General features: G+C 70.4%; 14 protein-coding genes. 4 read left to right on the forward strand and 10 right to left on the reverse strand.

Features of this window, described 5'->3' with window-relative positions:
• Positions 1-48: 48 nt before the first annotated feature.
• Both coaD and CYL12_RS04810 read right to left on the reverse strand, forming a co-directional pair.
• Positions 49-546 carry a pantetheine-phosphate adenylyltransferase gene (gene coaD / locus CYL12_RS04805; protein ID WP_101845989.1) on the reverse strand — a complete coding sequence of 166 codons (498 nt, stop codon included), beginning with the start codon at positions 544-546 and terminating at the stop codon, positions 49-51.
• 31 nt (positions 547-577) lie between these two features.
• The gene (locus tag CYL12_RS04810; protein ID WP_101845991.1) at positions 578-2,752 is read right to left on the reverse strand and encodes an ATP-dependent DNA helicase RecG; all 2,175 of its coding nucleotides are present in this window, start codon (positions 2,750-2,752) and stop codon (positions 578-580) included.
• Positions 2,753-2,812: 60 nt separating this feature from the next.
• Here CYL12_RS04810 and rsmD point away from each other — a divergent pair, with 60 nt between their 5' ends.
• Positions 2,813-3,424: a 16S rRNA (guanine(966)-N(2))-methyltransferase RsmD gene (rsmD, locus tag CYL12_RS04815; RefSeq protein ID WP_101845994.1), complete on the forward strand. Its 612-nt coding sequence runs from the start codon at positions 2,813-2,815 to the stop codon at positions 3,422-3,424.
• Here the strand turns inward: rsmD and thiL are convergent.
• Entirely contained in the window at positions 3,394-4,389 is a 996-nt protein-coding gene (gene thiL, locus CYL12_RS04820; RefSeq protein ID WP_101845996.1) for a thiamine-phosphate kinase, read from the reverse strand. The two genes, rsmD and thiL, sit on opposite strands and share 31 nt — an antisense overlap.
• A gap of 23 nt (positions 4,390-4,412) precedes the next feature.
• Here thiL and CYL12_RS04825 point away from each other — a divergent pair, with 23 nt between their 5' ends.
• Complete coding sequence (locus CYL12_RS04825; protein ID WP_101845998.1) at positions 4,413-4,895, forward strand: DUF3515 family protein; 483 nt, start codon at positions 4,413-4,415, stop codon at positions 4,893-4,895.
• Positions 4,896-4,916: 21 nt separating this feature from the next.
• Here the strand turns inward: CYL12_RS04825 and CYL12_RS04830 are convergent, their stop codons facing one another.
• From CYL12_RS04830 to leuC, 6 genes are all read right to left on the reverse strand, one after another.
• Positions 4,917-5,999 (reverse strand): D-alanine--D-alanine ligase family protein, encoded by a 1,083-nt coding sequence (locus CYL12_RS04830; RefSeq protein WP_101846000.1) that lies wholly within the window; start codon positions 5,997-5,999, stop codon positions 4,917-4,919.
• Entirely contained in the window at positions 5,899-7,038 is a 1,140-nt protein-coding gene (locus tag CYL12_RS04835; RefSeq protein WP_060922899.1) for an NAD(P)H-dependent glycerol-3-phosphate dehydrogenase, read from the reverse strand. Before CYL12_RS04835 ends, CYL12_RS04830 begins: the two co-directional genes overlap by 101 nt.
• Positions 7,028-7,783 (reverse strand): lysophospholipid acyltransferase family protein, encoded by a 756-nt coding sequence (locus CYL12_RS04840; protein WP_101846002.1) that lies wholly within the window; start codon positions 7,781-7,783, stop codon positions 7,028-7,030. Before CYL12_RS04840 ends, CYL12_RS04835 begins: the two co-directional genes overlap by 11 nt.
• Positions 7,784-7,788: 5 nt before the next feature.
• The gene (gene murA / locus CYL12_RS04845) at positions 7,789-9,156 is read right to left on the reverse strand and encodes a UDP-N-acetylglucosamine 1-carboxyvinyltransferase (RefSeq protein WP_101846004.1); all 1,368 of its coding nucleotides are present in this window, start codon (positions 9,154-9,156) and stop codon (positions 7,789-7,791) included.
• Between the two features lie 61 nt (positions 9,157-9,217).
• Positions 9,218-9,838, reverse strand: a complete 621-nt coding sequence (leuD, locus tag CYL12_RS04850) for a 3-isopropylmalate dehydratase small subunit (RefSeq protein WP_101846005.1) — start codon at positions 9,836-9,838, stop codon at positions 9,218-9,220.
• A gap of 2 nt (positions 9,839-9,840) precedes the next feature.
• On the reverse strand, positions 9,841-11,277 hold the full coding sequence (gene leuC / locus CYL12_RS04855) for a 3-isopropylmalate dehydratase large subunit (protein WP_101846007.1): 1,437 nt from the start codon (positions 11,275-11,277) through the stop codon (positions 9,841-9,843).
• 186 nt (positions 11,278-11,463) lie between these two features.
• On the opposite strand from leuC, the gene CYL12_RS04860 reads away from it, so the two are divergent.
• Both CYL12_RS04860 and CYL12_RS04865 read left to right on the forward strand, forming a co-directional pair.
• Positions 11,464-12,759 (forward strand): O-acetylhomoserine aminocarboxypropyltransferase/cysteine synthase family protein, encoded by a 1,296-nt coding sequence (locus CYL12_RS04860; RefSeq protein WP_101846009.1) that lies wholly within the window; start codon positions 11,464-11,466, stop codon positions 12,757-12,759.
• Positions 12,756-14,069 (forward strand): LLM class flavin-dependent oxidoreductase, encoded by a 1,314-nt coding sequence (locus CYL12_RS04865; RefSeq protein ID WP_101846011.1) that lies wholly within the window; start codon positions 12,756-12,758, stop codon positions 14,067-14,069. The genes CYL12_RS04860 and CYL12_RS04865 overlap by 4 nt, the downstream gene beginning before the upstream one ends.
• A gap of 15 nt (positions 14,070-14,084) precedes the next feature.
• Here the strand turns inward: CYL12_RS04865 and CYL12_RS04870 are convergent, their stop codons facing one another.
• A complete protein-coding gene (locus CYL12_RS04870; RefSeq protein WP_101846013.1) occupies positions 14,085-15,092 on the reverse strand; it encodes a TerC/Alx family metal homeostasis membrane protein in 1,008 nt (335 codons plus the stop codon).
• Positions 15,093-15,213: the final 121 nt, after the last annotated feature.

Here is a 15,213-nt window from a genome sequence, read left to right on the forward strand (position 1 = left end):
GGTCACCCGAGAGAAGGGCCGGGAGAGTACCGGGAGCGGGAGGTGAATTCAGATCCCGCGGGCGCCGGTGTCGAGGAACGAGGCGACGGCCGGCGGCACGAAAGGCGAGACATCGCCGCCCAGCCCGGCAACCTGTCGCACCAAGGAGCTCGAGACCATCGCGTGCGCGGGGTCAGGAAGCAGGAAGACGGTCTCGATGTCGGCGAGGTGCCGGTTGACGATCGCCATCGGCGACTCGTAGGCCACGTCGACCTGCGAGCGGATGCCCTTCACGAGCACGCCGGCGTTCACATCGCGCGCGTAGTCGACGAGCAGCCCCATGCTCCACGAGCCGATGACGATGTTGCCCGCCATGCCGTCCTCGGCGATCGAGCGTTCCAGAAGGGCGAGGCGCTGCGCGATCGGCAGCATCGCCTCTTTGCCCGGGTTGTGCACGACGAGCACGTGCAGCTCGTCGTAGAGGGCGGCCGCACGCCGGATCACGTCGAGATGACCCAGGGTCGGCGGATCGAAGGAACCCGGGACGACGGCGATCCGGCTGCTCATGGAATCCAGCCTAGGGCACCCGGAACGGCGTTCAGTTCTTCGCGAGCGCCGCGCGGTCCTCGTCGGTGACGCGCCGGCCGATGGCCTCCCGGAGCCCGGGATGTGCCGCCAGCTCGGGGTCGGCGGCGAGGATGTCCTCGGCGAGCTCGCGAGCCCGGGTGATGAGAGCGGCATCCTTGACGACGCGCAGGAGTTTGAGGGACGACCGCACACCCGCCTGTGCCGCACCGAGCACATCGCCCTCGCCGCGGAGTTCGAGGTCGACCTCGGCCAGTGCGAAGCCGTCGAGGGTCGCAGCGACCGCATCGACCCGCTCGCGGGCCACCGACCCGGCCTCGGCCTCGGTGACGAGCAGGCACAGCCCCGGAACCCCTCCTCGGCCCACCCGACCGCGGAGCTGGTGCAGCTGGGACACGCCGAAGCGGTCCGCGTCCAGCACGATCATCGTCGAGGCGTTGGGGACGTCCACACCCACCTCGATCACCGTCGTCGCGAGGAGGAGGTCGATCTCGCCCCGGGCGAAGGCCTGCATGACGGCATCCTTCTCGTCGGAGGGCATCTTCCCGTGGAGCACGGCCCGCCGGAGCCCGCCGAGGGTCGGATGCGTGGCCAGCGCCTCGTCGAGCTGGACGACGCCCCAGCGCGGACCCTTGCCGCCCTCGGGAGCGAGCAGCGCCTGCTCCCCCGGTTCCGCCGTCTTGGCCGCGGTGTCGATGGCCGCGCAGACGGCGAAAACCTGCCGCCCCTGCGCGATCTCCTCCGCCGCCCGCTCCCACACCCGGTTGAACCAGCCCGGATGCTCGGCCAACGGCGCGACATACGACTCGATGCCGGCGCGCCCGGCGGGCATCGTCCGGATGACCGAGGTGTCGAGGTCACCGAAGACCGTCATCGCGACCGTCCGCGGGATCGGCGTCGCCGTGAGGACGAGCGCGTGCGGGCTGGACCCCTTCGCGCGCAGCGCCTCCCGCTGCTCGACCCCGAACCGATGCTGCTCATCGACCACGACGAGCCCGAGGTCGGCGAAGGTGGTCTTCTCCCCGAGGAGCGCATGGGTGCCGACGACGATCAGCGCCTGACCGGAGGCGACGCGCAATGCGGCCTTACGGCGATCGGCCGCGGGCATCTGCCCGGTGAGCAGGGTCGGCATCAGCAGCGGGGCGAGCTGCGGGCCGAGCATCTTCGTGATGGAGCGCAGATGCTGCCCCGCGAGGACCTCCGTCGGAGCGATGAGGGCCGCCTGCCCCCCGCTCTCGGCGACCTGCAGCATCGCCCGCAGGGCCACCAGCGTCTTCCCCGAACCGACCTCGCCCTGCACGAGCCGGTTCATCGGCCAGGACCCGACGAGGTCCTCCGCGATCTGGACGCCGACCGTTTGCTGGTCGGGCGTGAGCGTGTAGGGCAGGGCGGCGTCGAAGCGCTCCAGGAGCCCGCCGGGCGTCGCCGGCCGCGAGGTCGCCGCCAGGGCACGCACCGCGTCGCGCTGCTGGAGCAGAGCCGTCTGCAGGGTCAGCGCCTCGTGCATGCGCAACGTCCGCACCGCGGGATCGATGTCGTTCCGGGAGCGCGGGCGGTGGATCGCTTCCAGGGCCTCCCGTGCCGTCAGCAGCTCCTCGCGCGAGCGGATCTCCGGCGTCAGCGGGTCCGGCACCGTCGGCAGGTCGTCGAGGACGCGGCCGACGAGCCGGGCGATCTGCCACGTCTGGATCGCGGAGGTGGCCGGATAGATCGGGATCGGCACGGCCGCCCTCGCATCGGCGCGCCGCCGCGCCGCGTCCTCATCGTCGAACAGCTCGTACTCCGGGTGGGCGAACTGGGTCATGCCGTTGAACTCGCCGACCTTGCCGGAGAACACGCCGCGGCGCCCCACGGCCAGATCGTTGGAGCGCCACTCCGCCGCGCCGACGTTCTTCGCGAAGAACGTGAGCGACATACGACCGACACCGTCGCCGATGACGACGTCGACCATGGCCCCGGGCCGGTTGCGCATCCGGCGGAAGCTCGACGACAGGACCTCGGCCACGATGGTCACGGTCTCGCCGATGGGGAGGTCGCGGATGGGGGTGAGCTCCCCGGGGTCGGCGTATCGGCGCGGGTAGTGCGCGAGCAGGTCACCGACGGTCTTCATGCCGAAGGCGCGGTCGAGCGTCTTGGCCGACGCCGCGCCGAGGGCCTCCTCGAGCGAGGATTCGAGCGTGAGCGACATGCTCCGAGTCTAGGGAACCGCACGGACACGACCGCGCGCCGCCTGTCGTATCGTGAACGGGTGACGAGGATCATCGCCGGAACGGCACGTGGCACCCGGCTCGACGTCCCCGGCGCCGGGACACGCCCGACGAGCGATCGCGTGCGCGAGTCGCTGTTCGGCGCTCTGGAGTCGCTCGACGCGATCGCGGACGCCCGCGTGCTCGACCTCTACGCGGGCTCGGGGGCGCTCGGGCTCGAGGCACTCAGCCGCGGTGCCCGGAGCGCCGACCTCGTCGAGCGCGGCCAGCAGGCGGCAGCCGTCGTGCGGCGCAACGTCACTGCCGTCGCCAAGGCCTCCGGCACCGCGACCGCACGGGTACAGGAGGCGACCGTCCGTGCGTTCCTCGGCCGGACGCCCGGCCCGTACGACCTCGTGTTCACCGATCCGCCCTACGACATCGACGACGAGGCGATGAACGGCGACCTGGCTGCCCTCGCTCCGCTGCTCAGCGACGACGCCGTGGTGGTCGTCGAGCGGGCACGCCGTTCCGCCACGCCCGACTTCGCGGCCGCCGGGCTCCGCGTGTTCCGGGAGAAGACCTACGGCGACACGACGCTGTGGTGGGCGGAGCCGGACCGGGAGGACGGGGCGCCCGACGTTCAGCCGGAGACGGAATCCCAGTCCCGGTAAGGGTCCCAGCCGCTGACGTCGACGGGACGGTCGTCGCAGAGCAGGTTCTCGTCACCCCGTGATCGCACGACGCCGATCGCGCGGAACCCCGGCGGCAGCACGCCGTCCGGGAACGTCGCGAGCAGCGCATGGTCCTCACCGCCCGCGAGCGCCCGCTGCGGTGCCGCGCCGAGCGCCGCCGCATCGAGGGCGAGAGTGACGCCGGAGGCCTCAGCGAGGCGCTGCGCGTCGAGGGCGAGGCCGTCCGAGACGTCCATCATCGCCGTCGCGCCGGCCGCGGCTGCGACGACGCCGAGCCCGATGGGCGGCGACGGCCGCAGCTGCGCGGCGACCGCGGCGCTCTCCCCGGGTGCGAGAGCCGCGGGATCGACCGGGACCGGCGTCTCGCCGTCTCGGAAGCGTCCGAACAGCACCGCCAGCCCGTGCGCGGCATGACCCAACTCTCCCGCGACAGCGACGATGTCGCCAGGGCGCGCCCCCGCCCTGGTCACCGGCGGGCGGCCTTCGAGGTCGCCCAGCGCCGTCACGGCGACTGTGAGGACCTCTGACACCGTGAGGTCGCCGCCGACGACCGCGCACCCGGGGGCGAGCGCCGCGCAGGCCTCGCGGAAGCCGTCAGCCAGGCTCTCCACGAACGACAACCGGAGGTCACGGGGCACGGCCAGCGCCACCAGCAGAGCCGTCGGACGCGCGCCCATCGCCGCGACGTCGGCGAGGTTGACGGCCGCGGCTTTCCAGCCGAGGTCGTAGCCGCTGGTCCACGCGAGACGGAAGTCCGGTCCGTGCACGAGCGTGTCTGTCGTCGCGACCACGGAGCCCGACGGTGCGGCGATCACCGCGGCATCGTCACCGGGGCCGAGGAGCGTGTGCGCGCCGAGCGGGGTCCGCTGGAGGATGGCGCGGAGGATGCGGCCTTCCGAGAGATCTCCCAGGCGCGGATCGTCGGAGTCGGGTCGGGAGGGCATGTCGTCAAAGGTAGCCTGGATGCATGCTTCGTTCCCGCCGCCTCGCTGCCGTCGCGGGGGCGATCACCCTCGTCGCCGGACTCGCCGGATGCTCCACGACCGTGCACCTCGAGCCTGCGGACGAGGCGAACGACCCGGCCTGCGCCAACGTCTCGGTGCTCCTGCCGGACAGCGTCGGCGGCTACGAGCGCGTGTGGACGGATGCGCAGGCCACGGGAGCGTGGGGAGACCCCACGGTCGTCCTGCGCTGCGGCGTGGAGCCGCCCGCTCCGTCCGACCTCGTCTGCACCACCCTCGGCGGCGTCGACTGGTTGGTCCTGGAGCAGGAGGACGAGCGCCAGCGCCTCGTGACCTACGGCCGCGAGCCGGCCGTCGAGGTCATCATCCGCCGCGGCGAGCAGGTCGACTTCCAGTCGATCGTCGACAGCCTGTCGTCGAACATCCAGTCCGGGCTCGCGCCGGCCACCGCGCAGTGCACGGACCGGGTGGAGTTCCCCGCGAGCTGAGCGCCGCGGGGAGCTCCGGCGTCAGCGGCGCAGGCCCGCCTCGACCAGTTCCGTGATGAGGTCGCCGTAGCCCAGCCCTGAGGCCACCCAGCACTTCGGGAACATCGAGATGGGCGTGAACCCGGGCATGGTGTTGAGCTCGTTGACGATGAGGTCGCCGTCCGGGGTGAGGAACATGTCCACCCGGGCGAGGCCGCGACCGTCCACCGCCTGGAAGGCGCGGACGCCGGCCTCCTGGATGGCCGCCACCTCCGCGTCGGTCAGCTCCGCCGGGCACACCACGTCGACGCCGTCGCCGCCGAGGTACTTGCCCTCGAAATCGTAGAAGCCGCGGTCGGTCAGGACGATCTCGCCCGGAAGGGAGGCGCGGACGCCATCGGCGGTCTCCAAGACCGCGACCTCGATCTCCCGACCGGTGACGCCGGCCTCGATGAGCACCTTGTCGTCCTCCGCGAACGCGATAGCGAGGGCGGCGTCGAGCTCCTCCGGGGCCGTCACCTTCGAGACGCCGACGCTCGATCCGGCGCGAGCGGGCTTGACGAACACGGGCAGGCAGAGATCGGCGGCGCGCCGACGCACGGCCGTGGGTTCGGCATCCCACTCGCGACGACGCAGCGTCAGGCCGGGCGCCACGGAGATGCCCGCCGCCTGGAGAGCGATCTTCATGAAGTGCTTGTCCATGCACAGCGCCGAGTCGAGTACGCCACCGCCGGCGTAGGGCACCTCGAGCGTGTCGAAATAGCCCTGGATCGTGCCGTCTTCACCGTGGGGACCGTGCAGGATCGGCAACACGACATCGATCTCGCCGAGTCCCTCCGTCTCGCCGCCGGGGTGCACGACCCGCAGCGTGCGGTCGCCGCCCGGTTCCGGCCAGAGCACCCGGGTACCGTTGTCCACGACCTCGGGAAGGTGGGCGGCGTCCAGCGGGAACTTCGCCGGGTCGTCGTCCTCCAGCACGAAGGCGCCCTCGCGGGTGATCCCCACTGGGATCACGGCATACCGGTCACGATCGATCGCGCCCAGCACTCCCCCCGCCGTTGCGGAACTGATCGAATGCTCGCTGGAGCGCCCTCCGAAGAGCACCACCACCGTCTGCTTGTCCATGGTTGGTCCTCTCCCCCTGCGGGGTGTCGTCGTCCGTCGTGAGATGCGGGGCGATGTCTCGGGGATCCATCTTGCCGTCGAGCACCATCTTCACCTGCTCGACGATCGGCATGTGCACATCGGCTTCGCGGGCGAGCTGCAGGACGGGGGCGACCGACGCCAGCCCTTCCGCGGTCTGCTGCATCTGCTTCACGACATCCTGGAAACTGTAGCCCTGCCCGAGCAGCCGCCCGGCGGTGTTGTTGCGGCTCAGCGGCGACTGGCAGGTCGCGATGAGGTCGCCGAGACCGGCCAACCCCTGCAGCGTCTCTGGCTGCGCACCGTTCGCGACCGCGAAATCGGTCATCTCGACGAGGCCGCGGGTGATGATCGAGGCCTTCGTGTTCTCGCCGTAGCCCACGCCGTCGACGATGCCGATGGCGACCGCGATGAGGTTCTTGAGCACCCCGCCGAATTCCGTGCCGATGACGTCGGTGTTCACGAACGTGCGAAAGTAGGAATTGCGCGCTGCCCGGGCCACGACGTCCGCGGTCTCCTGGCTGCGCGACGAGATCACGGCCGCGGTCGGCTGCTCCCGCGCGATCTCCAGGGCGAGGTTGGGGCCGGAGGCGACGGCGATCCGGTCGGGATCGCACTGCAGCTCCTGCTGGATGACCTGGCTCATGCGCAGGCCGGTGCCCCGCTCGACGCCCTTCATGAGGCTGACGATCTTCGCGTCGCCGGAGGCGATCAGCGGGCGCAGCGCCTTGAGGTTCTCGCGGAGCGATTGACTCGGCACGGAGAGGTACACCTGATCCACGCCGTCGAGCGCGGTGGCCAGCTCGTGCGTGGCCGCCATGGTGCGGGGCAGATTGATCCCCGGCAGGTAGCGCGAGTTGCGTTTCGCCTCGTCGATCTCGTGGGCGAGCTCGGCACGGCGCGCCCACATCGTCACGTGGGCACCACCGTCGGCGAGGATCTTGCCGAACGTGGTGCCCCAGCTGCCGGCGCCGATCACGGCGACACGGGGTCCGGCCGGCGCGGTTCTCTTAGGGGTCAAGGCGTCCGGTCTCCTTCTGTCCGTGGCTCGCCGGGTTCCAGCGCTCCGCGGGGGCCTTCTCGCCGCGTACCTGCTCCAGCAGCGCGGTGATCGCGTTCATGAGGCGGTTGGTGGCCTCCGTCAGCGCTGCCGGCTCACCCGCGCGGCCGCGGAGGTCGGAGACGTCGACGGGGTCGCCGACGATGACGGTGACGGGCTTGCGGAGCGGCCAGAGGCTCAGCCCCTTCTGGTAGCGCCCCATGATCGCCTGGGTTCCCCACTGCGCCATCGGGATGAGCGGGATGCCGTCGGCGAGGGCGAGCCGCACCGCTCCCGACTTGCCGCGCATCGGCCACATGTCGGGGTCGCGGGTCAGGGTGCCCTCCGGGTACACGATGACACCGCGGCCGTGCTCCACGAGAGCCTCGGACTGGGCCATCGTCTGCTTCGCGGAGGATGCCGACGAGGTGCGCGCGACGGGGATCATGCCCGTCTTGCGCAGGAACCATCCGAGCACCGGCACGCGGAAGAGGCTCTCCTTGGCCATGAACCGCGGAGCGCGCCCGATCCGCCAGACCACCAAGGCGACGATCAGCGGATCGAACTCGGAGTAGTGGTTCGGCGCCAGCACGAACGCGCCCTCGCGAGGGAGCTTCTCCGCACCGATGATGCGGACCTTCGCAATCAGCGTCACCAGCGGGACGACGATCGCCGCGAGTGGCCAGAACACGCTCGGCCGTGTCTTCTCCGGCGACCGGGAAGCCATCGGGCTCACCGGAGGACGTCGAAGTCGGCGCCGAGCGCGTCGAGCTTGGCGAGGAACTTCTCGTATCCACGGCTCAGGATGTCGACGCCCGACACCTTCGACTCGCCGGTGGCCGTCAGCGCCGCGATCACGTGGCTGTAGCCGCCGCGCAGGTCAGGCACGACGATGTCGGCGCCGTGGAGGGGCGTGGGTCCGGTGATGACGGCGGCCTGCTCCAGGTCGCGACGCGGGACGCGCCGCGGGCCGTCCTGCAGTCCGCGCGGATGCACGACGATGTCGGCGCCCATCTTGACCAGAGCCTCGGTGAAGCCCATCCGGTTCTCGTACACGGTCTCGTGCACGACCGAGCGGCCGTGGGCCTGGGTGAGGGCGACGACGAGCGGCTGCTGCCAGTCGGTCATGAAGCCCGGGTGCACGTCAGTCTCGATCACGACCGGCTTGATGTCGCCGTCGCGACGGAAGAGGATGCCGTCCTCCTGGATGTCGAACCAGCCGCCCGCCTTGCGGAAGACGTTGAGGAACGTGAGCATCTCCTGCTGCTTGGCGCCCCCGACGAAGATCTCTCCGTCGGTGGCGAGAGCGGCCGAGGCCCACGACGCCGCCTCGTTGCGGTCGAAGATCGACCGGTGGTCGTAGCCGCGCAGCTTCTCGACGCCCTCGATGAGGATCACGCGGTTCGGCTCGTAGGAGATGATCGCGCCCATCTTCTGCAGGACGGCGATGAGGTCCATGATCTCGGGCTCGATGGCCGCGTTGCGCAGCTCGGTGACGCCCAACGCGCGCACCGCGGTCAGGAGCACCTGCTCCGTGGCGCCGACGCTCGGGTACGGCAGGTGGATGTTCGCGCCATGCAGACGGGTGCCGCCGGTCGAGAGGCGGATGCCGCTGGGGAGCTTCTCCACGATCGCGCCGAACTTGCGCAGCGCGTCCAGGTGGAAGTCGATCGGCCGGTCGCCGATGCGGCACCCGCCGAGGTCGGGGATGAACGCCTGGCCGAGACGGTGCAGCAGCGGGCCGCAGAACAAGATCGGAATCCGGGAGGCGCCGGCGTGGGCGTCGATCTCCTCGAAGTGAGCCGACTCGACGTCGCTGGGGTCGAACACCAGGGAACCGGGCTCGTCGCCCTCCGACACCCGGACACCGTGCACCTCGAGCAGCGAGCGCACCACGGCGACGTCGCTGATGGCCGGCACGTCGCGCAGCACGCTCGTGGTCTCCCCGAGCAGGGACGCGACCATCGCTTTGGTGGCGAGGTTCTTCGCGCCCTTGACGTCGACGCGTCCGCGCAGCGGACGGCCTCCGCGGATGGCGAGGACGTCTCCGGTCAGCGCCGGGACGTCATCGGAGAGAGCGTCGCGCACGGGTGTCGTCATTCGGGGCCTCACTTCATTCATCGGGGGCGGGGTTACCCCTGGCTCCCGCGCCCCCTCCGTCTCACTGGACGGGAAGGGTCCGCGGCCGCCACGACTCGCGACGGGCCTCGAACTGCGCGATCTTGTCTTCGTTGCGCAGCGTGAGCCCGATGTCATCGAGCCCTTCGAGGAGCCGCCATCTAGTGTAATCGTCGATCCCGATGTCGGCCTGGAAGCCCGACTCCGCGCCGCCGGTGGGGTCACCGATGGCGGCGGTGCGCGCCTCGAGGTCGACCGTCATCCGCGCGCCGGGAACAGCGTCCATGAATGCCCAGAACCGCTCCAGGTCCGCTTCCGAGATGGTCGCGGCGAGGAGTCCCTGCTTTCCCGCGTTCCCGCGGAAGATGTCGGCGAACCGGGGGCTCAGCACGACCTTGAAGCCGAAGTCGCGAAGTGCCCAGACGGCGTGCTCACGGCTGGAACCGGTGCCGAAGTCGGGCCCGGCGACGAGGATGGAGGCCCCCTGGTACGGCGCTTGGTTGAGCACGAAGGCGGGGTCCTGCCGCCAGCCGTGGAACAGCGCGTCCTCGAAGCCGGTCTTGGTGACGCGCTTCAGGAACACCGCCGGGATGATCTGGTCGGTGTCGACGTTCGACCGCTTCAGCGGAGCGGCGATGCCCGTGTGGGTGGTGAACTTCTCCATGATCAGGCCTCCAGGTCGCTCGGGCTGGACAGGGTGCCGCGGATGGCGGTCGCCGCCGCCACGAGCGGGGACACGAGGTGCGTGCGGCCCCCCTTGCCCTGGCGTCCTTCGAAGTTGCGGTTCGACGTGGAGGCGCAGCGCTCCCCCGGAGCGAGCTGATCGGGGTTCATGCCCAGGCACATCGAGCACCCCGCGAAGCGCCACTCCGCCCCGAAGTCCTTGATGACCCGGTCCAGGCCCTCGGCCTCGGCCTCGAGTCGGACGCGCGCCGAGCCGGGGACGACCATCACCCGGACACCGTCGGCCTTCTTCTTTCCCTGGATGATGGAGGCGAAGGCGCGGAGGTCCTCGATGCGGCTGTTCGTGCACGAGCCCATGAACACCGCGTCGACCGGGACCTCCTTGAGGGGCGTACCCGGCGTCAGGTCCATGTACTCCAGCGCACGCTCGGCGGCGGCCCGCTCGTTCGGGTCGGCGATCTCCGCCGGGTTCGGCACCGCGGCGGAGAGCGAGCTGCCCTGGCCGGGGTTCGTCCCCCACGTCACGAACGGCTCCAGCTCGTCGGCGTCGATGAAGACCTCGGCGTCGAAGGTCGCGCCCTCGTCCGTGGGCAGCGTGCGCCAGTAGGCGACCGCGTCATCCCAGTCCTGGCCCTTCGGCGCGTGCGGACGGCCCTCGAGGTAGGCGAACGTCGTCTCGTCCGGGGCGACCATGCCGGCGCGGGCGCCCGCCTCGATCGACATGTTGCAGATCGTCATGCGGCCCTCCATGGAGAGCGCGCGGATCGCGCTGCCGCGGTACTCGAGCACATAGCCCTGACCGCCGCCCGTCCCGATCTTGGCGATCACGGCGAGGATGATGTCCTTCGCCGTGACGCCGGGGCGCAGCGTGCCCTCGACGTTGATGGCCATCGTCTTGAACGGCTTCAGCGGCAGCGTCTGGGTCGCCATGACGTGCTCGACCTCGCTGGTACCGATGCCGAACGCCATCGCGCCGAACGCGCCGTGCGTCGAGGTGTGCGAGTCGCCGCAGACCACGGTGATCCCGGGCATGGTGAGGCCGAGCTGCGGGCCGACGACGTGCACGATGCCCTGCTCCGCGTCCCCCAGCGAGTGCAGGCGCACGCCGAACTCTGCGGCGTTGCGGCGCAGCGTCTCGATCTGCGTGCGGCTGGTGAGATCGGCGATGGGCTTGTCGATCTCCCACGTGGGCGTGTTGTGGTCCTCCGTGGCGATCGTCAGGTCGAGCCGGCGCAGCGGCCGCCCCTCGCTGCGGAGGCCGTCGAAGGCCTGCGGGCTGGTGACCTCGTGCACGAGATGCAGGTCGATGTAGATGAGGTCGGGCTGGCCGTCCTCGCCCTTGACGACGAGGTGGTCGTCCCAGACCTTCTCGGCGAGCGTCCTGGGGCGTGCGGCATCCGCACCGGCGGTGGTGGTCATGGCGTGTCTCCTGTGGATGGCGGTTCGGCCCACGATGGACTCCGCGACGAGGAGGGGCTCAGATCGAGGTCTCGCCGCGGCCGCTAAGAAGGAGCACGGTCCGCATGACGTCAGGTTACCACCGCTCGGACACGCCGAGACACGCCGTGTCACTCTGTTGCTCACCCGATCGACCGAGAGGCCCGCATGACCGTCGAGACCGCCCGCTTCGCCACCCGCGCCGTCCACGCCGCGAGAGGCCGGGCCGCAGCCGCCTCCCGTGTGACGCCGATCTACCTGACGGCCGGGTTCGAATTCGACGACTTCGACCACGCCGCCGACCACTTCGGCACCGGTAGCGGATTCGGGTACACGCGCACCGGCAATCCGACGGTGCACGCGGTGGAGCGGCAGCTGGCGAGCCTGGAATCCGGTGCGGACGCCGTGCTCGTGGCCAGCGGACAGGCCGCCGTGACGACCGCCCTGCTCTCCGTCGTGGGGGCGGGCGATCACATCGTCTCCTCGACCCACATCTACGAGGGCACGCGAGGGCTGTTCCTGGACAACCTCGCGCGCCTCGAGATCGAGACGACCTTCGTGGACGACATCGCGGACCCGGATGCCTGGCGCGAGGCCGTGCGCCCGACGACCAGGGCCCTGTTCGCGGAGTCGCTCGCGAACGCGCGCAACGACGTGCTCGACGTGGCGGCGGTGAGCGCGGTGGCCGACGAGATCGCCGTCCCGCTGATCGTCGACAACACGCTGGCCACCCCGGCCCTCCTCCGGCCACTGGAGCACGGCGCGGCCATCGTGGTGCACTCGGCGTCGAAGTTCCTCGCGGGTCAGGGCGCGGTCCTCGGCGGCGTCGTGATCGACGACGGCCGGTTCGATGCCGACCGCGCCGGGCACAACGCTCCGCACCTCGTGCTGCCGGGACGGGGAGGTACCCCCAGCGTCTTCGCCCGGCACGGCGGTCGCGCCCGCATCGGGTACGCCAGGGAATCGGTGGCCCCGCGATTCGGCGCCTCCCCTTCGCCCCTCAACGCCTTCCTCATCGGCCAGGGCACCGAGACGCTCGGCCTGCGCGTGGAGCGCCAGTCACAGAATGCCCTCGCCGTCGCGCGCTGGCTCGGCGCGCACGATGCCGTGGAGAGCGTCGACTATGTCGGCCTGCCCTCGCACCCGCACCACGAGACCGCGGTGCGCTATCTGCAGGGCGGTTTCGGCTCCATCTTCACCTTCACCCTGCGCGGCGGCCTCCCCGCGGCCCGTCGCTTCGTGGAGGAGGTGTCCGTCTTCACGCACATGACCCACATCGGCGACGTGCGGTCGCTCGTGCTGCACCCGGGCACGACCAGCCATGCGCAACGCACCGACGAGGAGCGCCGCATCCTCGGGGTCGGGCCCGGCACCCTCCGACTGTCGATCGGCATCGAGGACGTCGAGGACCTGATCGGCGACCTGGCGCGGGTGCTCGAGAGCGTCCGGGAGACGGTGGGATGAGCCGCCTGCAGCACTTCGGATGGTTCCTCGCCCGGGGGTTCGGCCCCCAGGGGTGGGGCTACCCGTCCCTCGACTGGGACTACGACTGGACGCGGCCCGAGATCTATCAGGAGGCGGCACGCACCTTGGAGCAGGCCGGCTTCGACCTCGTGATCATCGAGGACAGCCCATCGCTCGGTTCCGCGGACACGATCGACCTGCGGGTGCGTCATGCGTTCGGCGGTCCGAAGCACGACCCTCTCCTGCTTGCGCCGTATCTCTTCCAGGCGACCCGTCATCTCGGCGTGGTGCCCACCGTGAACCCGGCGGCCTCGCTGCCGTACACGTCGGCTCGCCAGTTCGCGACCCTGCAGCACCTGAGCGGGCACCGCCTCGGCCTCAACGTGGTCACCGACACCGGAAGCGCCCGGCACTTCTCGGCGGCCCCGCAGCTCGGCCACGACGAGGCGTACGACCGCGCCGAGGAGTGGCTCGCCGGCATCCGCGCGCTCTGGCGGAGCTGGGACGACGGCGCCCTCGTCGCCGACCCCACCTCCGGCGTCTACGCGGACGGCACCCGTATGCGCGCCGTGCAGCATCGCGGCGCGAACTACGCCTTCGACGGCCCGTTGAACGCCCTGCCCTTCACGGATGGCGAGCCGGCCATCGTCTCCCCCGGCGGCTCGGGGCGCGGCCTGGCGTTCGCCGGTGCCAACTCGGACGTGCAGCTCGCGCTGGCACCGTTGCACGAGAAGTCGGTGCGGGAGTATCGACAGCGCGTGCACGATGCCGCGCTCGCCCGAGGACGCCGTCCCGAAGACATCAAGATCCTCTTCGCGATCCAGCCCGCGATCACGGCGTCCGCCGAAGAGGCCGACCGGATCGTGGCCGCCTCCGCGCACCCGGATGACGCCGCCCTCGCACAGATCGCTCGAAAGCAGTCCAGCGACCTGGAGACCGATCTCACGGCCCTCGATCTCGACCGGCCCCTCGACCTCTCGATCTTCGGAGCCCATGTCTCCCGGGGGAGCATCCAGCGGCTGATCGGCGATCGCGGAGAACACGCCCCGCTCCGGGCGCATCTCACCGCGCTCGCCCGCACCGGCCGGTTGCGGGATCGCACAGGCTTCGTCGGTACGGCGGAGGAGTTCGCCGATCTCATCGAGGAGCTCGGCGACTGGGGCAACGACGGCGTGCTGCTCTGGGGCGACTTCCACCCCGTCACCCTGCACCGCACGCTCGACGAACTGGTGCCGATCCTCCGCCGCCGCGGACTCCTCCGCCGCGAGTACGCGGGCGGTGGGCTGCAGGTCAACCTGCAGTCGTTCTGACCCGCTGCCCGCGGATCAGTCGGCGACCGGTGCGGTGCGCTTCTCGGCGCGCTTCTCCCGAGACGAGGCGATCAGGCTCGCGACCGTCGCGACCGTCATCGACACGAGGATCACGCCGAGCGACACCATGTTGTCGATGTCCGGCACCCACTCGACGTGCTCGCCGCCGTTGATGAACGGGAGCTCGTTCACGTGCAGGGCGTGCAGGATCAGCTTGATGCCGATGAAGCCGAGGATCACGGCGATGCCGTAGTGCAGGTAACGCAGGCGGTCCAGGAGGTCGCCGAGCAGGAAGTAGAGCTGGCGGAGCCCCATGAGCGCGAAGATGTTGGCCGCGAAGACGAGGAAGCCGTTGGTCGTGATCTCGAAGATCGCCGGGATGGAGTCGATCGCGAAGATGAGGTCGGTGACGCCGATCGTGATGAACACGATGATCATCGGCGTCCACATGCGCTTGCCGTCGACGGTGGTGCGGATCTTCGAGCCGTCGTAGGTCTCGCTGATGTCGATGCGGCGGCGGAGCAGGCGGACGATGAAGTTCTCGCGCTTGACGTCGTCCTCGTGCTCTCCCTCCGGCATCGCCTGACGGATGGCCGTGTAGACGAGGAACGCGCCGAACAGGTAGAAGATCGGCGAGAAGTTCTCGATGATCGTCACGCCGACGAGGATGAACAGCCCACGAAGGACCAGCGCGATGATGATGCCGACCATGAGGACCTGCTGCTGCAGGCGGCGTGGCACCGCGAACTGCACCATGATCAGCACGAAGACGAACAGGTTGTCGACGGAGAGGCTGTACTCCAGTGCCCAGCCGGTGATGAAGTCTCCGGCGTTCTTCCATCCGCCCACGTTGCCCAACAGCACCGCGAAGAGCAACGCGAGCCCGACGTAGAACACGACCCAGAGCGTCGACTCCTTGGTGGAGGGGATGTGCGGGCGCAGCCGGATGAGGAGCAGGTCGGCGATCAGGATGATCGAAAGGACCACCATGGAGGTGATCTCGAACCAGACGGGGATGTCCACGGGCGCTGTGCACCTTTCGCGAGGGGTCGGGAATCGTCGAAAGTCTCTCCCCCGCATCGTGTGCGGCGCGCGCCCGGAGCAGCGATGTCGGTGCTCGTGATGACGTTACGCGCGGATTCGG

The sequence above is a fragment of the Zhihengliuella sp. ISTPL4 genome (assembly GCF_002848265.1).
Lineage (GTDB): Bacteria > Actinomycetota > Actinomycetes > Actinomycetales > Microbacteriaceae > Microbacterium.